Origin of the sequence: Mesorhizobium sp. ISC11, assembly GCF_037162595.1 — a bacterium.
Classification (GTDB): Bacteria; Pseudomonadota; Alphaproteobacteria; order Rhizobiales; family Rhizobiaceae; genus Mesorhizobium; species Mesorhizobium ciceri.
Map to the genome: position 1 here is coordinate 997,314 of NZ_JAVSPW010000001.1, position 18,072 is coordinate 1,015,385.

Genomic DNA, 18,072 nt, shown 5'->3' on the forward strand with positions numbered 1-18,072 from the left:
ATGGCCGCCGGACGTTTCCCAAGCTTTGGCCTTGCCACGCCGCCGGCGCCGCGCGCCATCGGTGCCGACGAGGCGATCGCGCTGCTGAAGGGCGGTCAGGCCAAGCCGGCGTCGCTGCTTGCCTATGGCAATGGCCGCTCCTACGGCGATTCCTGCCAGAACGGGGCCGGAGCGGTCGTCGATATGCGATCGCTGAACCGGATCCACGCCTTCAACGCCGAAACCGGTGTTCTCAAGGCGGATGCCGGCGTGCTGTTGTCCGACATCATCGCCCACGCTGCCCCCTACGGCTTCTTCCCCGCCGTTGTGCCAGGCACGCAATTCGTCACGCTCGGCGGGGCCATCGCCAATGACGTGCATGGCAAGAACCATCACCGGCGCGGCACCTTCGGCTGCCATGTCGAGAGCTTCACGCTGCTCAGGTCCGATGGAAGGACCCATCGCTGCTCGGCGACAGACAATGCGCGGCTGTTTGCGGCGACGATCGGCGGCATGGGGCTGACCGGCCTCATTCTGTCGGCCTCGATCCGGCTGATGCGGGTGCATTCCCTCGACATCGTCGAAAGGGCGACGCCGTTTCGTGACCTCTGCGAATTCTTCGACCTTGCCGCGGCGGCCGATCAGGCCAACGAATATGCGGTCGCCTGGATCGACCAGCTTGCCGGCGGTCGCAACAGCGGTCGCGGCCTGCTGCTCACTGGCACTCACGCCGAGCACGGCTCGCATGCCGCTTCGCGCGCCGGCGGCAATTTCTCGGTGCCGGTCCAGCCGCCGTTCAACGTGCTCAACCGGCCGTTCCTGACCGCCTTCAACGCTGCCTACAGGTGGAGGAAGAGCCGGGCAACGGTGCCGCGCCAGGCCGGCTACCAGGGCTTCTTCTTCCCGCTCGACGGCGTGCGCGATTGGAACCGGCTTTATGGGCCGAAAGGGCTGTTCCAGCACCAGAGCGTGGTGCCGGAACAGCCGGCGCGCGAGGCCGTGCCGGCATTGCTGGCGGCTGCAAGGCAAGCCGGGCAGGGCTCGTTCCTCACGGTGCTGAAACGCTTCGGCTCCATCCGCTCGCCGGCGCTGCTGTCGTTTCCGCGTCCCGGCTACACGCTGACACTGGATTTCCCCAACAGGGGCGCCGCGACGCTGACACTGCTGCGGGAGCTCGACCGCATCACGGTCGAGGCCGGCGGCGCGGTCAATCCGTACAAGGACGCCCGCATGGGGGCCGAAATCTTCGCTTCGTCCTTTCCCGAATGGCAGCGGCTGGAAGCGCTCCGCGACCACGCCTTCATGTCCGACTTCTGGGCGCGCACCGCGAAGAGATTGGATACGCGGCGAGGCTCGGTCGAGGCTGCCGAATAGATAAAATCCGAATAATTATTGGTTAACAGATGGTTGATAGCGCGATTCACTCAAAACAAGGTTGGGACTTCACCAAATGTTTGCGGGTTTGTAGTAGGAAGTGTGAAGGGGTGGCTTGGAACTCATGAAATACATCGTCTTCATTCTCTTTACAGTCATGACCAATGCCGCCGCGCAGCTGATGCTGAAGCAAGGCATGATGTCGCTCGGACCAATCTCGTTCGAGGGCGTCAATCCGCTCGTCAAGCTGCTGCAGATCGTCTTCAGCCCCTGGGTGTTCCTTGGCCTGTGTACCTTCGTCATCTCGATGGCCTCGCACCTCTATGTGCTGTCCAAGGTCGAGCTCTCCTTCGCTTATCCGTTCCTCAGCCTCGCCTATGTTGCCGTCGCCATCTTCGCTTATTTCGTCTTCCGCGAGGACCTCAATGGCTGGCGGATCGCCGGCATCGCCTTCATCTGCGTCGGCACGGTGCTGATCGCGCAAAGTGGCCGGGATTTGGGTGGGCAAGGGCATGAGGACCAGGCCGCTTCCATCACGCCCGACAAGATCCAAGCAAACGAGATCCTTCGATGAGACATATGATTTTCGGCGGTGACGGTTTCGTCGGCCGCCATCTTGCCCCGAAGCTTGTGGCCGATGGTGAAGAGGTTGTCGTCGCCGACATCGTCAAGAGCGACCTGCCGCATTACCGCAGCGTCCGCTTTATCCAATGCGACGTCACCGATCCGGCCTCGGTCGCCGCGATTGGGCTGAAGGCCGACGACATGGTCTACAATTTGTCGGCCAAGATGCTGTCGCCGATCCAGGTGCGCGCCAAGCGGCATGACTTCTTCTTCCCTGTAAATTTCCATGGCACCGAGCACATCATGCAGGCCATGGACGGAGCCGGTGCGTCAAAACTCGTCCACTACACGACCGACATGATCTACGGCCACACGGTCACGCAGCCTATGACCGAGGAGCACCCGGTGGCGCCGCTGGGCGAATATGGCTGGTCGAAGCAGAAGACCGAGGAGCTGGCGGCCGAGTGGCGCAAGCGCGGCATGTCGATCTCGCTGTTTCGCCCGCGTCTGATCATCGGTCCCGGCCGGCTCGGCATTCTCGAAAAACTGTTCAAGCTGATCGACTGGAATTTTCCGGTGCCGATGATCGGTTCGGGCAGGAACCCTTATCAGTTCATCTCGGTGTTCGACTGCGCCGAGGCCGCCCGCGCGGCCTGGAAGGCCGGCGTGCCAAACGAGGCCTATAATCTGGGTTCGCTCAATCCACCGCCCGTCAAGAAGCTGCTCGGCGATCTGATCAGGCATGCCGGCTCGAAATCGATCCTGATCCCGACACCGGGTTGGGCGGTCAAGCGCACGCTGGACCTGCTCGACCTGATGAACATGCCGATCATGGACCCGGAACAGTATCTGATCGCCGACGAGGAATGCGTGCTCGACGTGTCCAAGGCCGGGCGTCAGCTCGGCTGGGCGCCGCAATATCGCGACGAGGACATGCTGATCGCCGCCTATAGCGAGTACCGCGCCAAGAAAGCCGGGCACGCGGTCGCCACCACACATGTGCCCGCCGAATAGCGGCTCGCAAAACAGCTTTCGTTGCGCACGATTGCGGTCGTGCGTGCAGACAGGAGATTGAAATGACCGTCATGGCCAAGCCCGAACAGACGAATGCGCGCACCATGGTCAGTGCGCCGGCGCTGTCGCCCGCCACCATCGCCAAGCCCAACCTGATCAGCGTCGAGCAGGCCAAGGCGATGGACGTCGCGGCAATGACCGACCTGTTCAAGGCGCATCTCAACCCCGGCCAGCTGCATTTCATGAAGCTGCTCGGCTTCCACAAGATCAAGATCGAGCGCGCCGAAGGCATGTTCTACATCGACCAGAACGGCCGCAAGATCCTCGACTTCTTCGGCGGCTTCGGTTCGCTGGCCTTTGGCCACAACCATCCGCGCATCCTGGAAGCACGCAAGAAATTCCAGGAGGAGAAGCGCCAGGAAATCGCTATCGCCTTCATGTCGCAATATGCGGCGGCACTTGCGCACAACATCGCCAAATGCTCGCCCGGCGATCTCGACATGGTGTTTCTGGGTTCGTCCGGCTCGGAAGCGATGGAAGCGGCGGTTAAGCTCGCCGAGCGCGCCGCCGGTCCGAAGCGGCCGAAGGTCGTCTATGCCGAGAATTCCTTCCATGGCAAGACCAAGGGCGTGCTCGGCATCACCGACGGCCAGCTCTACCGCGCCGACTTCAAGGTGGCCGAAAACACGGTCCGCATCCCGTTTGCCGACATCGAGGCGGTCGAGCGCCTGTTCCGTTCCGACCCGGAGGTCGGCGTCATCGTGCTGGAAACCATCCAGGGCGGCGGCGGCATCATCCAGGCGCCCGCCGAGTACTGGCAGAAGCTGCGCGCGTTGTGCGACCAGTATGGCGTGCTGTGGGTCGCCGACGAAGTTCAGTGCGGCTACGGCCGTTCGGGCCGCTTCTACGCCTTCGAACATTACGGCGTCGTTCCCGATGTGACGGCGCTGGCCAAGTCGCTCGGCGCCGGCAAGGCGGCGGTCGGCGCGATGATTGCGCGGCGCGAGGTCTACATGAAGGCCTATGGCACGCCGAAAACGGCGATGATCCATGCCATGGCGACCTTCGGCGGAATGGGCGAGGCCTGCGTCACCTCGATCGAAGGGCTCAACGTGCTCTACGACGAGGGGCTGATCGACAATGCCGCCGTCACCGGCGACTATTTGCTGCAGCGCCTGCAGGCGCTCAGGGAAAAGTACCCGAAGATCATCAAGGATGTGCGCGGCAAGGGGTTTATGGTCGGCCTGGAGTTCCACGACTTCTCGCAGACCTTGCCGATGGTGCTGCGGCCGATCGTCAGCGTGCTCGACGACAAGCTGAAGGGCTCGCTGTCGGGCTTCGTCGGCGCGCTGCTGCTGCGCGACTACGATGTGCTGGTCGCCTTCACCGAGTACAACCGCAACGTCATCCGGCTGGAGCCGCCGTTGATCTGCCAGCGCGAGCATGTCGATCGCTTCGTCGATGCCTTCGACAGCCTGCTGTCGCGCGGCATCGCGTCGATCGTGAAGGATTTCGTCAAAAGCCAGGTTCGTTAAGCGAGTTCGCTGGGTACAACGATGCTGACCAAGTCGCCCGCTCCACAAAACCCACTCGACCGGCTCACCGGAGCCGGCCTGGCGTGGGGCGAGGGGACTTATGCGCGGCTGGCGGCACCGATCGGCGCTGCGGCCTTCGCGCTCTACATCCTTTTTACAGCGTTCACGGCATGGGTGATGCCCGACGCCAATTGGGACATGCTGCCCTATCTCGCTATATCGGAGGAGGGCACCTATCCCGATGCACAAGCCCTGCACGACTATGCCTACAACACTGTCAAATCGGGCGTGTCCGCAGGCGACTACAAGGCGCTAACCGACGATGGTGGCGGCTTCCGCAGCCACATGGCGGAGAATGCCGCCGATTTCCATTCGCTGCTCGGCATGTACAGGATCAAGTTCCTCTACGCCGAGGTCCTGTCGACGATGAGCGCGGTGATGTCGCCGGTCGAGGCGATGCGCCTGGTCTCAGTGGTCTCGGTTCTGCTGTTCGGCGCGATCGCCCTGATGTGGCTGCGCTCCGAGGGGGCACTGGCCTTGGCGCCTGTGGTCGGCGCGGTGCTGATCATGGCCGATTTCGGCGATGCGGCGCGCGCTTCGACGCCGGATCTGCTCACGTCAGCGCTGCTGCTCGGCGGGCTCTATGCCTATGTCCGCGGGCGCGAGATGGCGACCGCGATCCTGCTCTTCCTCGCCTTCATGGTGCGCCCGGACAACATCGTTTTCCTTGCTGTTTTTACCGTGCTGCTGGTCGCCTTCCGGCAGAAATCGTGGGGCGCGCTGGCCGGCTTTGCCGCTTCCTTCGTTGCCTATTTTGCCATCTCGCACTGGGCGCATCATCCCGGCTGGTGGCCGCATCTGTGGTTCTCCAGCATAGAGCAGCATTACAATATGGACGGGTTCGAGCCGCCATTCTCCATCGTTGCCTATCTCAGGGCATTTGCCACCTCGCTGCTGCGTGCCGTCAGCCTGAACAGCTGGGTCGGGGTGTCGGTGCTGGCACTGGCCGGCTGGTTTGCCGCCGCCCGCGCCGGCTTCCGCCTCGACCGCCGCGCCGGCATCCTGTTTGCGGCACTGGTGCTCGGCGCGCTGGCGAAGTTCACCGTCTTCCCGATCCACGACACGCGCATCTATTTCCCGCATCTGATCCCGCCATTCCTGCTGCTGGCGACGCCGCTCATGGCGTTGTGGGCGGCCGCGGCTCGCGGTCAGAATCGAGCTGCCATGCAAATCATTCCTGGAGACAAGTCATGAGTTCGCTATCCAGCCTGGCGCGCGTTGCCCTGTCGCTCGGTCTTCCCAGTGGCGTTCTCGACCGCGGACCATCGCTGCGCGGCACGAAGTTCCTGGCCAAGGCGGCGCTGAAGGCGCGGTTCGGTGGGGCAGGGCGGCCGTTCCAGATGGTCAATGTCGGCGCCTGCGACGGCGCGCTGTTCGACGATGTGACGCCGTGGCTGCACCGCATAGCTGGCGCACGCGCGATGCTGGTCGAGCCGATCCCGTACAATCAGAAACGGCTGCGCGCCAATTATCCCGACACCGGCCGGTTCATCATCGAGCCGGTGGCGGTGACAAAGGCCAAGGGGACGATCACCGTCCACACCTTCGATGCAGCCGCGCTCGAGTCCGGCACGCTGCCCATCGAATTCATCGGCTGTTCGTCGGTCACCGACACCAATCTGATGTCGGGCAAGAATGCCTGGGGCGAGGCCGACGCCAACTTCAACAAGTTCGCGCCGCATCTCAGGGACATCGAGGTGCCATCCGAGACTTTGCAGACGCTGCTCGACCGCAACGGCATCATCCATATCGATGCCTTCCTCATCGATTGCGAGGGCGCCGACTGGATCGTCTTCGAACAGCTCGACCTCAAGCGCTACCGCCCCGGCATGATCAAGGTCGAGGTTGGCGCGCTGCCGGCCGCCGAGATCGGCCAGGTCGTGGTCAAGCTGAAGACATCAGGCTATCAGGTCGGCTTCCAGGCCGAAGACATCTGGGCCTTCGCCTGAGTTAGCCACCGAAAAGCGAACCGCCCCAGGCGCCCGATGTGAAGCATTCTGCCGTCTGGTCGCTCGGCTTTTTGCCAATGTCGCAAACAGGCTTCAATCGCCCTGCCGCTCCGCCCTATAGTCCGCCCGCTTTATCACTTTGGAGTCGCGGGCAATGGCAGAGTTTCCGAAAAAGGCGAGGGTCGTCATCGTCGGCCTGGGCGGTATTGTCGGCGCATCGATCGCCCATCACCTGATCGAACGCGGCTGGGATGACATTGTCGGCATCGACAAATCAGGCATCCCGACCGATATCGGCTCGACGGCGCACGCCTCCGACTTCTGCTACACCACCAGCCACGATTTCCTGTCGTGCTGGACGACGCTCTACTCCATCGATTTCTACGAGAAGATGGGTCATTATGCGCGTATCGGCGGCCTCGAGGTCGCGCGTGTCGGCGACGACAGCCGAATGGAAGAAATCAAGCGCAAGATCGCCTCCGCCAAGGCGTTTGGCACGCGCGCCCGCCTGATCGAGCCGGCCGAGATCAAGGAAAAATTTCCGCTCATCGAAGAAGCGATTGTCCAAGGTGGTCTTTGGGATCCCGATGCCGGTCTGGTCATCCCGCGTTCGCAGACGGTCGCCGGCAAGCTGGTCGACCAGGCGGAAGCGTCGGGCAAGCTCAAATCCTTCGCCAACACATCGGCCCGGTCGCTGGTCGTCAAGGACGGCCGCATATCAGGCGTGGTGACGGACCGCGGCACCATCGAGGCCGACTATGTCGTCGTCTGCGCCGGGATTTGGGGCCGGCTGATAGCGGAAATGGTCGGCGAAGACCTGCCGGTCATGCCGATCGACCATCCGCTGACCTTCTTCGGCCCCTACAACGAGTTCGCCGGCACCGGCAAGGAGATCGGCTGGCCGCTGCTGCGCGACCAGGGCAACTCGGCCTATATGCGCGACACCGGTGATCCCAAGACCGCCGAGGGCGGGCAGATCGAATGGGGTTATTACGAAGAGACCAATCCGCGCCTTTGCCACCCGCGCGACCTGCTGGAGAAGGACCAGGCGCGGCTTTCGCCGTCGCAACGCGATCTCGACATGGAACAGATCCTGGCGCCGCTCGAACGCGCCATGGAACTGACGCCGATCCTCGGCGAACTCGGCTATAATGAGAGCCATTCGTTCAATGGACTTCTCCAGGTAACCGCGGACGGCGGCCCGTCGATGGGCGAAAGCCAGAAGGTGCGGGGTCTGTGGTATGCCGTTGCCATCTGGGTCAAGGATGGTCCAGGCATGGGCAAGCTGATCGCCGACTGGATGACCGACGGCCGCACCGCAATCGATCACCATGCGATCGACTATGCACGGTTCTATCCGCACCAGACCAAGGAGCAGTTCATCTGGGACCGCTGCACCGAGACGGCGATGAAGGTCTACAATCCGGCGGTGCATCCGCGCGAGCCGTTCTCCAAGGCCCGCAATATCCGGCGCTCGCCGTTCTGGGAGCGCGAGAAGGAACTCGGCGGTTATTTCATGGAACTCGGCGGCTGGGAGCGCGCCCACGGCTATGCCGCCAACGAGCATCTCCTGGAGAAATACGGCAACCGGGTGCCGGTGCGTGAGAACGAATGGGACAACCGCCATTTCTGGCGCGTCTCCAATGCCGAACATCTCGCCATGAGCGAGGATTGCGGCATCGTCAACCTGTCGCATTTCGCCATGTACGACATCGAAGGTCCAGACCATGTCGCGCTGCTGGAATGGTTGTGCGCAGCCAAGATTGGCGGCGACAACAACATCGGCAAGGGCATCTACACCCACTTCCTCGACGAGGAAGGCATGGTGCGGGCCGACTTTACCGTCATTCGCATGGCCGACCGCTGTCGTTTGATCGACGGCGCGGACGCTGGCCCGCGCGACTTCCAGTACATGCGCCGCACGGCACAGGACAAAGGTTTCGACGTCACCATCACCGACGTGACCGAGAACTATGTGACCATCGGCATCTGGGGGCCGAACGCCCGGGCGACCTTGCAGAAGGTGGTCGAAAACCCGGACGGGCTCTCTGTTGAGAACTTCCCATTCGCGGCGATCAAGCCGGTCCGGATCGGCGGCAAGGACGTCACCGCTTTCCGCATCTCCTATGTCGGCGAGCAGGGCTGGGAACTGCATATGCGCTACGAGGACGGTCTCGCTGTGTGGGACGCGCTGCGCTCGACCGGCGTGATGCCTTTCGGCGTCGAGACCTATGCCAACACGCGCCGCATGGAAAAGAGCCTGCGCCTGCAGAACGCCGACCTTCTGACCGAGTACAATCTGCTCGAAGCGGATCTCGCTCGTCCAAAGGTCAAGGAGAACGATTTCTGCGGCAAGGCGAAGCACGTCGAATACCGCGCCCGCGAGCACCAACCGGCCATGCTGTGCACGCTGGTGATGACCGAGAATGTCGATTCCAAAGGCGTTGCCCGCTATCCCGTCGGCACCATGCCGGTGATGGATCCGAAGACCGGCGAGACGCTGGTCGACGAACTCGGCCGGCGGTCCTTCACCACCTCGATGGCCTATGGCCCGACCATCGGCAAGAATATCGGTCTTGCCTATCTGCCGTGGGCGTACGCCCAGGAAGGCCGCAAGCTCACGATCGAGTATTTCGGTGAGACATATCCGGTCGAAGTGGCGGCTGTCGGCTACAAGCCGCTCTACGATCCGGAGAATTTGAAGCCGCGCAGCTGATTGCTAGCCGGCGCAAAGGGCATGAAGGCAAAAGCCTGGCCATCGGCCGGGCTTTTCTCTTTTTAAGCCGACGGTTTTCGCTTACCTTCGCGGCATGTCTGCTTTTGCCTGCGCAAGACATTTCCTTTCAGGCTGCGCCGCGTTCGCACTGACGCTCTGGTTGACGCCCGCGGCCCAAGCTGACGAGCCCGTCGATGTCGAGCTGGTGCTGGCCGTCGATGTCTCGCTGTCGATGTCTCCGGACGAACTCGAGATCCAGCGTCACGGCTACGCCGCGGCACTGACGCACGACAATGTGCTGCAGGCCATTGCCGATGGCGCTTATGGCAAGATCGCCGTCACCTATGTCGAATGGGCCGGCACCAACTGGCAGCGCGTCATCGTGCCGTGGACGGTGATCGCCAGCCGCACCGACGCCGAGCGGGTGGTTGCGCAACTATCCGCTCAGCCGCCCAACAGCGCGCGGCGCACCTCGATCTCCGGAGCGCTGGAGTTCGGCAATGACCTGTTCGCCGAAAGCGGCTACCAGGGCACGAAGCGGGTCATCGACATTTCGGGCGATGGCCCCAACAATCAAGGCGCGCCGGTCAACCTGACCCGCGACGATCTGATCAAGCAAGGCATCGTCATCAACGGCCTGCCGCTGATGACGCGAGGCGGTTTTTCCGGCGCCTACGACGTCAGCAATCTCGATCGCTACTACAGCGACTGCGTCATCGGCGGACCCGGAGCCTTCATGATTCCGGTCAACGACTGGACGCAGTTTCCCGAAGCCATCCGTCGCAAGCTGGTGCTGGAACTCGCCGGCCCGGCCTCGCCGCAATGGGCGGCAGAAGAAGCCACGCATCCGCCGATGGTATTGGCGCAGGACAAGCCCGCCACCGACTGCCTGGTCGGCGAGAAAATGTGGCGCAACCGCAGCTGGATGTTTGACAGCCGCTAGGCGACCGAAGCATTGGCAAATTGGCCGGACCGCGCTATCCAGTCGGAGGGGCCGCGGCAAAAACCGAGGAAACATCAGATGAAACGTCTAGCCATCCTGACTGCTGTCGCGTCCGTGCTTTTTGCCGACGCCGCCAGCGCCCAATACAATGATGAGCCCGCCTGCATGATGTTCGAGCACGCGAATTTTCGCGGTCGGTCCATCGGTATGGGCCCCGACGATTCCGTGAACTTTCGCGGCGGCCAGTTCTGGAACGACCGTGTGTCGTCGGTGATCGTGCGCCGGGGTTGCACACTCATTGCCTATGAGGACTCCCGGATGGGTGGCCGCTCGATCGAGACCCGGCGCCGGATCCGCGATTTCGGCGGCAGCGACTGGAATGACCGTATATCGTCGGCGGAGTGCACCTGCGACGATTATTGAGGCCATTTTGGATTAGCCACGATGGATTTCTGGCGGTGGTAGCCATTGGCCGACAGCAGAGCCGGGGCCTGCCGGTTGCCTCACCAAGCTGTTCATTGACAAGCCGATTGGCGTCTGTGAGACAATTCCCCAGCAAAACAAAAGGGGAACCGACATGAACAGGATCGCCGTTCTTACCGCAACTCTGACACTTGCCGCCGGCCTGTCCGCACCGGCGATGGCTGCCACCTCGGTCACTATCGGCATCAGCGGCTGGACAGGCTTCGCGCCGCTGACGCTTGCGAAGCAGGCGGGCATCTTCGAGAAACACGGACTCGACGTGACCCTGAAAAAGGTGCCGCAAGCGAGCCGGCCGCTCGCCATCGCCAGCGGCGACCTGCAATGCGCGGCCACCACGGTGGAGACCTGGCTGGTGTGGAACGCCAGCGGCGTCACCACCAAGCAGATCTTCCAGCTCGACAAATCCTACGGCGCCGACGGCATCGTCGCCCGCAACAACATCAAGACCGTCGCCGATCTCAAGGGCAAGAACGTCGCGTCATCGGCGCCGGGCACGTCGCCCTATTTCATGCTCGCCTGGGTGCTGAACAAGAACGGCATGTCGACGAAGGACGTCACCGTCGTCAATCTGGAGCCTGATGCGGCGGCGCAAGCTTTCCTCGCCGGGCAGAACGACGCCGCCGTCACCTACGAGCCGTTCATCTCGGCGGTGCGCGACAAGTCGGACCAGGGCCATATCCTGGCGACGACGCTCGACTACCCGATGGTGCTCGACACGGTGGGCTGCACACCCGAATTCCTGAAAACCAATCCGGATGCCGCCAAGGCGCTGGCCGACAGCTATTTTGATGCACTCGACCTGATCAAGAGCGATCCGCAGAAATCCTACGAGACCATGGGTGCCGACGTGAAACAGTCGGCCAAGGAATTCGAGGATTCGGCGAAATACCTGAAATGGGCCGACCGGGCGGAGAACAAACAGTTCTTCACCAAGGAATTCCAGGACTTTTCCAAGACCGCCGGCGAACTGCTGCTGCAGATGGGACTGATCAAGGAAGCGCCCGACGTCACCACATTGGCTGACACCAGCGCGGTTTCGAACTGATCGTTCGGCCTTTGACCATCAAGCGGCGGCGCCTGGCGCTGCCGCCTTCTCTTGGACAAAGCGCGATTTGAGCATGGGGACCATTTCAAAATGGCGACGATTTGACGATGCGCCCCTTGCATCCAGTCTCGCCGGGCATCCGAACCGTGCTCGGCATTTCCTTCTTCGTGCTTTTCGTGGCCTTCTGGGCTTGGATCACGCTAGGCGGCCACGTCAACCGCATCTTCCTCGCCGATCCGCTGTCGATGCTGCGGGATGGCTGGCGGCTTTTGGTCGAAGACCGTTTCTGGCTCGACGTTCTGATCACCATCTGGCGCGTCTTCGGCGGCTTCCTGCTTGCCTCGGTCGTCGCGGTGCCGCTTGGCATCGCGATGGGCGCCTGGAAGCCGGTGGAGGCGTTTCTGGAGCCTTTTGTCTCCTTCGCCCGCTACTTGCCTGCGTCGGCATTCATCCCACTGCTCATCTTGTGGGCCGGCATCGGCGAGCTGGAAAAACTGCTGGTCATCTTCGTCGGCTCGGTGTTCCAGATCGTCCTCATCATCGCGGTCAAAGTTGGCGGCACACGACGCGATCTGGTCGAGGCCGCCTACACGCTGGGTTCCACCAACAGCGGCATCGTCAACCGGGTGATCATGCCGGCCAATGCGCCGGAGATCGCCGAGACGCTGCGGCTGGTGCTCGGCTGGGCCTGGACCTATGTCATCGTCGCGGAACTGATCGGCTCGTCATCCGGCATCGGCTACATGATCATCAACAGTCAGTCGCGGCTGGCGACGGGTCAGATCATCTTCGGCATCATCGTCATCGGGCTGATCGGGCTGTTGTCCGACTTCGCCTTCAAAGCCTTCAACCGCTGGCTCTTTCCGTGGAGCCTGGCGTGAACAAGCTTCTCATCGAGGGCGTTTCGCGCACCTTTGCCGGCGTGCGCGGCGGTCAGCCGGTCAAGGCGCTGATGCCGATCGACCTGGCGGTCGCCGCCAACGACTTCATCACTATTCTGGGGCCGTCCGGCTGCGGGAAGTCGACACTGCTCAGGATTGTCGCGGGCCTGGAAGCACCGAGCGAGGGCCGTGTGCTGCTCGACGGCAAGGCGGTGACCCGGCCGGGGCCGGATCGCGGCATGGTCTTTCAGTCCTACACGCTGTTTCCCTGGCTGACTGTGGCGCAGAACATCGCTTTCGGCTTGCGCGAACGCGGAATGCCCGAAAAGGAGCGGGACGGGGTCGTCGCTTCCTACGTCAATCTCGTCGGCCTGAAAGGGTTCGAGAACCATTGGCCGAAGCAGCTCTCCGGCGGCATGCAACAGCGCACGGCGATCGCCCGGGCGCTGGCTAACGATCCGGAGATCCTGTTGCTGGATGAGCCGTTCGGCGCGCTCGACAACCAGACGCGCGGTCTGATGCAGGAACTGCTGCTCGGCATCTGGGAACGGCGCCAAAAGACGGTGCTGTTCGTCACCCATGACATCGAGGAGGCGATCTTCATGGCCTCGCGCGTCATCGTGATGACGGCGCGGCCCGGCCGCATCAAGTCGGATGTCGCCATCGACCTGCCGCATCCGCGCCATTACACGCTGAAGACCAGCCCGGAATTCTCGGCGCTGAAAGCGCGGCTGACCGAGGATATTCGGGTCGAGGCGATGCGCACGGCGCAGGCGTAGTCAGACCGACACAGCCTGATCATCTGGAAAGATACTTGGCTCGCTCAACAGACGCTTGAGGCGAGGAAGATCACGTTTCGGGGCGTCCAGAGCCGCCTTGAACGCTACCCATTTTTCGACATCGAGAGGAAAGATGCGCCGGTCGGCCAGCCTTTCGGGTCGAGTCGTTCTCGTACTCACGTGACACCTCTGCTCAGGCGGCCAGCAGCTGCTTGCGGTCGACGCGCTCCTGCTGCGGCGAGCGGGCGTAGAGTTCGCGGTAGCATTTGGAGAAATGCGAGGCCGAGACGAAGCCGCAGGCGACCGCCACCTCGACCACTGGCATCGACGACTGGATCAGCAGGTGCCGAGCGCGGTCGAGCCGGATTTCGAGATAATAGCGGGCGGGGGAGCGCCCCATCTCGGTGCGGAACAGCCGCTCGATCTGGCGGCGCGACAGGTCGACGTGATCGGCGATCTCGATCAGTGACAGCGGCTCCGACAGATTGCCTTCCATCAACTCGATGATGGTCAGCACTTTCGAGTTCTGGACGCCGAGGCGGGCGCGCAGCGGCAGGCGCTGGCGGTCGGTGGGGCTGCGCACGCGGTCGGTCAGCACCTGCTCGCAGACGCGGTTGACGAGGTTCTCGTCAAAGTCGTCGCCGATCAGCTTCAGCATCATGTCGAGTGCGGCAGTGCCACCGGCGCAGGTGTAGATGTTCTGGTCGATCTCGAAGAGGTCGGCAAAGACATTGGCCTTCGGGAACGCCTCGGAAAAGCCCGGCAGGTTCTCCCAGTGGATGGCACAGCGCTTGTTGGACAACAGGCCGGCGGCGGCGAGGATATGCGCGCCGGTGCACAGGCCACCAACGGCGACGCCGCGATTGTATTCCTCGCGCAGCCAGGCGAAGGCGGACTTGTTTTGGTAGCGCTCGACATTGATGCCGCTGCAGACGATGGCCATGTTCGGCCGATCGGGGCCTGCCATCTTCTTGCGTTCATCCTCGAGCGACGTGTTGACCGCGCATTCGACTCCGTTCGAGGCGCGCACCGGCTTGCCGTCGATGCTGGCGAGGCGCCAGCGATAGGCCTCGTAGCCGAGCATGCGATTGGCCGAGCGCAGCGGGTCGAGCGCGGTCGCAAAGGCGATCATGGTGAAATCGGGAATAAGGAAGAATACAAACGACCGCTTGATCGGATGCTTTACGGCGTTCAAGGGAACCTCACACAGCCATGGCGCGAACAGGATGTCGCGAATAGCATAGCGACATCAGGAAAAACCATGTCTGTCAATCGGCTACGCCGCTACGACAAGATTAAATTTGCGACATGGGTCGCAAATGGGCAATCGGCGTGCAGCGGGGCCCGGAAGTGGCACGAACTGTTCAAGGGACAGGCAGCGTACAGCCTGTGCGCAGAACAAAAACGCCGCTCTGGCTGGAGCCAGGCGGCGTTGCAGTTTTAAAGCAGCGGCAGGGATGCGCTGCCTGGAAAATCTTCAGGCGACGAAGCCGAGGCGCGCCGCATTCATGGCGCCAGTCTGGCCGGGCATGGTGTTGGCGAGACGCTGACGCTCGAGAGCGGTGGTCAGGTTCATTTCGCGGCGGGCAAAGAGGCGGGCAAAAAGCTTCATAATCATCTCCATTCGGTTGCTCAGACGGGTCGCCTTCGCTTGATGGAGTGGGGCAGCTCGTTTGCTGGCGCTGATATAGGCTTGTGTAAGCAGAAACTAAATCGCAAAAGCGAACCGCTTGATATGAAATGCGACATCGATTGCGACAGATTTGGGCAAGGTGCCCAAAATTTACGATCATTTACAAGGCATTAAGTGAAAACAGGAGCTGCTATGCGGCTTTCTCATATGCGTCATGCGTTGGCGACATGGCTCCAAAACTCATTTGTATACAATTAAAATAAAGAAGGCCTGCCGGGCGGTTCGCGCGGCAGGCCTTCAGCACATAGTACACACGATCTACTTTGCTCCAGCCCAGGATCCGATGCCATTGCGAGTACCGGTCTTGGTGTCGGAAGCCTCAGGCCAGCCGATATCCTTCTGCAGTTCGATCGGCAAGGAACGGATGGCGCGCTCGGTCTGGTAGCGGGCGCGTGCCGCGCTGAATTCGGTCGCGATGCGACCAAGAGACGACAGAATAGACATTTCTTTCTCCTTTGGTGGCTGGCGGGTGCCAGACAGCGCGTTGGTTACGTCGGGTTTGTTTCAACTTCATTTCGTGTCGAATGCAGGTCTGTGTCGGGGTCGTTTCATGGCTGCTTGTGGCAGCTGCCTCATTCGATGGAGTTGACTATCCTCCCAATCTGATGTTCAATCAAACGAAATGGAATGATGTTTTGTATCAGAAAAATTGAAGGTCGGTTGCCATGAACGCCCCGCTCAATCATCCGCTGCCACTGCTCGATCTCGACGTTTTGCGCACTTTCGTGGCGATTGCCGAGACCGGCAGCTTCACCACCGCCGCCAATGCCGTCTTTCGCACGCCGTCGGCCGTCTCCATGCAGATCAAGAAGCTGGAGGACATTCTCGGCCGCTCCGTGTTCGCGCGCGACGCCCGCTCGGTGTCGCTGACCACGGACGGCGAGATGCTGCTCGGCTATGCCCGCCGGCTGCTGTCGATCAACCGGGAGGTGGTGTCGAAGTTCATCATTCCCGAGATTGTCGGTGTCGTGCGGCTTGGTTCGCCGGACGATTACGGCGAGCGCGTGCTGCCGCATGTGCTGAAGCGTTTCGCGCAGTCGCATCCGTCGATCGCCGTCGACGTCACCATCGACCAGAGTAGCAATCTGCGCCGGCGCATGGACGACCGGGCGCTCGACATCACGCTGCTGACCAATTCCTACAAGACCAGCGCGCTCGGCGCCGAGGTGCTGCTGACCGAGCCGATTGTCTGGGCCGGCGCCAAGGGTGGCTGCGCGCATCTGCGCGAGCCCTTGCCGGTGTCGCTTTGGGAAGAGGGCTGCGCCTGGCGCGCCGGAGCGCTCGATGCGCTTGGCCGCGAGGGCCGCAACTACCGCATCGCCTATATGAGCGCGCACACGGCCGGCCAACGCGCCGCGATCATGTCCGATCTCGCCGTGGCGCCGCTGCCGAAGTCGTTTCTCGGCAACGACATGGTCGAACTCTGCCCGAAGGACGGCATGCCCGACATCGGCACCTACAATCTGGCGATGGTGGTGGCGCCGGACGCCAGCGCGCCGGTCAAGGCCGTCGCCGACCACATCCGCGCGACCTTCGAAGTGTTCCGGGAAACCGGCAAGTTCTGACCGGCTGGTAAGGACGACAATATAGAGCTACTCCGCCGCTTCGGCGGGGCGCTGTTCAGGCCTTACTCTCGTGTCTTGCACGATCCGGCTCTCCCCGAGAAATTCGACGATGCGCTCGCGGGCGCGCCGGGCCTCCGGCATGTCGATCAGCGGCCAGACGTGGAACATGCCTTCCTCATAGACAAGATCGATTTCAACGCCGGCGGCGCGGGCTTTTTCCGCGAAGATCAGATTGTCGGGCGTCAAAAGATCGCGCGAGCCAGTCAAAAGCAGTGTTCTTGGCAGCACTGACAGATCTCCATAGACCGGGCTGATATGCCAGTCGCTGGGATCGATGCCGGCACTGTACAGACGAATCGCCTCTCGTCCGCCAGCTATGCCCAGCCAAGGGTCGTTGCGTTCCGCCTCGAACACTGCGGGATTGGTGAGCGACACGTCGAGACCCGGCGAAATGAGCACATGTCGTGACGGCAGGGACAGTCCTTCTTCGGCGGCCATCATGGTCAGCACCACAGCCATGTTGCCGCCGGCGGAATCGCCCATGAAGACGATGTCCTCGGCCTCCGTCTCGGCGAGCATCTGCCGGTAAACATCGCCAACCATTCCGAACATGGCGTGGAAATCATGTTCGGGGGCGATTGGATAGATTGGCACCGTGATTGCGTAGCCCAACCGATCCGCCATGTCGGCAATCAGGTGCCAATGATAGGGCGTGATTTCAAAGACATAGGCGCCGCCGTGCAAGTAGAGAATCCGCTTCTGTTCGCCGGACTTGGGTGGGATTTCGTATACGGGGAAGCCATCGACCGTATGCATCTCGATGTCGAGACGCTGGTGTAGCGAGGCGGGCGGCCGGTGGTTCTCGGTCTTGCGCGCGGCCGCGATCCAGCGCTGCAGATTTTCCGGACTGGCAAATGCCTGCTTACGGCTGTGCCGCAAGACAAAAGACACGACATGGCTTTTCAAACTTGGCATGCGAATACACGAACTTCGGCCAAAGCCGACTAGGAGAACCCCCTAAATCGAAAGATTGTGCCGTGGCTGAAAATGTCAAGATTTGCGCCCGCGTCTACACGGCGGTTTGATCCGCGCCGCAGTGGTCAGCGACGCGGTAAAAGTGCGGCTCGCAGCCGGTTGCTGGTGGTCGCCGGGGACATGCGAGGTCCCCGGCGCATGCCGAGCAATTTGCATTTGTCGGCGAAGGTCATCAGCGCGCGGCGCTCCAGATAGCGTTGCTGAGGGATGCCCTTTCACTGGATCGCGGCGACACCGGCCAGCCGATGTCCTTCTGGATTTCGGGCGGCAGGCTGTTCAGCAGGCGCCGCGCCTTGCTGCGGTCATGGGCTTGTCTGATGGCGGTGCCATAGCGGCTCAGGCTTTCGAGCATTGACATCGTTGTCTCCCCTGGAGCGTTGCAGCGGCTGAAAGATATTTCCTGCCTGCCGTTCGATGCCGGTTGAATGCGCCTGCCATGTATCTGGCGAATTTCACG

Annotated in this window: 19 protein-coding genes; 13 read left to right on the plus strand and 6 right to left on the minus strand. The window is 62.1% G+C overall.

Going from position 1 to position 18,072, the window contains the following annotated elements; genetic code table 11:
* From RPF88_RS05010 to RPF88_RS05065, 12 genes are all read left to right on the plus strand, one after another.
* Window positions 1–1,353, plus strand: a complete 1,353-nt coding sequence (locus RPF88_RS05010) for an FAD-binding oxidoreductase (protein ID WP_337121841.1) — start codon at window positions 1–3, stop codon at window positions 1,351–1,353.
* Window positions 1,354–1,477: 124 nt separating this feature from the next.
* Window positions 1,478–1,927, plus strand: coding sequence for an EamA family transporter (locus tag RPF88_RS05015; protein ID WP_127369135.1), 450 nt, complete (start codon window positions 1,478–1,480; stop codon window positions 1,925–1,927).
* Window positions 1,924–2,931, plus strand: a complete 1,008-nt coding sequence (locus RPF88_RS05020; RefSeq protein ID WP_013531149.1) for an NAD-dependent epimerase/dehydratase family protein — start codon at window positions 1,924–1,926, stop codon at window positions 2,929–2,931. The genes RPF88_RS05015 and RPF88_RS05020 overlap by 4 nt, the downstream gene beginning before the upstream one ends.
* A 104-nt stretch (window positions 2,932–3,035) precedes the next feature.
* Entirely contained in the window at window positions 3,036–4,466 is a 1,431-nt protein-coding gene (locus tag RPF88_RS05025; RefSeq protein ID WP_337123850.1) for an aspartate aminotransferase family protein, read from the plus strand.
* Window positions 4,467–4,487: 21 nt separating this feature from the next.
* Window positions 4,488–5,720, plus strand: coding sequence for a hypothetical protein (locus tag RPF88_RS05030; protein ID WP_337121842.1), 1,233 nt, complete (start codon window positions 4,488–4,490; stop codon window positions 5,718–5,720).
* Window positions 5,717–6,475, plus strand: a complete 759-nt coding sequence (locus RPF88_RS05035) for an FkbM family methyltransferase (RefSeq protein WP_027160515.1) — start codon at window positions 5,717–5,719, stop codon at window positions 6,473–6,475. Before RPF88_RS05030 ends, RPF88_RS05035 begins: the two co-directional genes overlap by 4 nt.
* Before the next feature lie 154 nt (window positions 6,476–6,629).
* A complete protein-coding gene (locus tag RPF88_RS05040; RefSeq protein WP_013531153.1) occupies window positions 6,630–9,191 on the plus strand; it encodes a GcvT family protein in 2,562 nt (853 codons plus the stop codon).
* Between the two features lie 94 nt (window positions 9,192–9,285).
* Window positions 9,286–10,134 carry a DUF1194 domain-containing protein gene (locus RPF88_RS05045; RefSeq protein WP_024501321.1) on the plus strand — a complete coding sequence of 283 codons (849 nt, stop codon included), beginning with the start codon at window positions 9,286–9,288 and terminating at the stop codon, window positions 10,132–10,134.
* A gap of 78 nt (window positions 10,135–10,212) precedes the next feature.
* Complete coding sequence (locus RPF88_RS05050; protein WP_337121844.1) at window positions 10,213–10,557, plus strand: peptidase inhibitor family I36 protein; 345 nt, start codon at window positions 10,213–10,215, stop codon at window positions 10,555–10,557.
* Between the two features lie 154 nt (window positions 10,558–10,711).
* A complete protein-coding gene (locus tag RPF88_RS05055; protein ID WP_024501319.1) occupies window positions 10,712–11,662 on the plus strand; it encodes an ABC transporter substrate-binding protein in 951 nt (316 codons plus the stop codon).
* Window positions 11,663–11,769: 107 nt separating this feature from the next.
* A complete protein-coding gene (locus tag RPF88_RS05060) occupies window positions 11,770–12,543 on the plus strand; it encodes an ABC transporter permease (protein WP_013531157.1) in 774 nt (257 codons plus the stop codon).
* Entirely contained in the window at window positions 12,540–13,322 is a 783-nt protein-coding gene (locus tag RPF88_RS05065) for an ABC transporter ATP-binding protein (RefSeq protein ID WP_337121845.1), read from the plus strand. The genes RPF88_RS05060 and RPF88_RS05065 overlap by 4 nt, the downstream gene beginning before the upstream one ends.
* Here RPF88_RS05065 and RPF88_RS05070 read toward each other — a convergent pair whose 3' ends face one another.
* From RPF88_RS05070 to RPF88_RS05085, 4 genes are all read right to left on the minus strand, one after another.
* On the minus strand, window positions 13,323–13,502 hold the full coding sequence (locus tag RPF88_RS05070) for a type II toxin -antitoxin system TacA 1-like antitoxin (protein ID WP_224674842.1): 180 nt from the start codon (window positions 13,500–13,502) through the stop codon (window positions 13,323–13,325).
* A gap of 13 nt (window positions 13,503–13,515) precedes the next feature.
* The gene (locus RPF88_RS05075) at window positions 13,516–14,454 is read right to left on the minus strand and encodes a GlxA family transcriptional regulator (RefSeq protein ID WP_348625597.1); all 939 of its coding nucleotides are present in this window, start codon (window positions 14,452–14,454) and stop codon (window positions 13,516–13,518) included.
* Between the two features lie 345 nt (window positions 14,455–14,799).
* Window positions 14,800–14,934: a hypothetical protein gene (locus tag RPF88_RS05080; RefSeq protein WP_013531161.1), complete on the minus strand. Its 135-nt coding sequence runs from the start codon at window positions 14,932–14,934 to the stop codon at window positions 14,800–14,802.
* Window positions 14,935–15,273: 339 nt separating this feature from the next.
* Window positions 15,274–15,459, minus strand: a complete 186-nt coding sequence (locus RPF88_RS05085) for a hypothetical protein (protein ID WP_013531162.1) — start codon at window positions 15,457–15,459, stop codon at window positions 15,274–15,276.
* Between the two features lie 221 nt (window positions 15,460–15,680).
* Between RPF88_RS05085 and RPF88_RS05090 the strand changes: the two genes are divergently transcribed.
* On the plus strand, window positions 15,681–16,580 hold the full coding sequence (locus tag RPF88_RS05090) for a LysR substrate-binding domain-containing protein (protein ID WP_013531163.1): 900 nt from the start codon (window positions 15,681–15,683) through the stop codon (window positions 16,578–16,580).
* Window positions 16,581–16,607: 27 nt separating this feature from the next.
* Here RPF88_RS05090 and RPF88_RS05095 read toward each other — a convergent pair whose 3' ends face one another.
* Together RPF88_RS05095 and RPF88_RS05100 are read right to left on the minus strand one after the other, a co-directional pair.
* Window positions 16,608–17,555 (minus strand): alpha/beta hydrolase, encoded by a 948-nt coding sequence (locus RPF88_RS05095; protein WP_127370350.1) that lies wholly within the window; start codon window positions 17,553–17,555, stop codon window positions 16,608–16,610.
* A gap of 232 nt (window positions 17,556–17,787) precedes the next feature.
* Window positions 17,788–17,973 (minus strand): hypothetical protein, encoded by a 186-nt coding sequence (locus tag RPF88_RS05100; protein WP_027160508.1) that lies wholly within the window; start codon window positions 17,971–17,973, stop codon window positions 17,788–17,790.
* Window positions 17,974–18,072 lie beyond the last annotated feature (99 nt).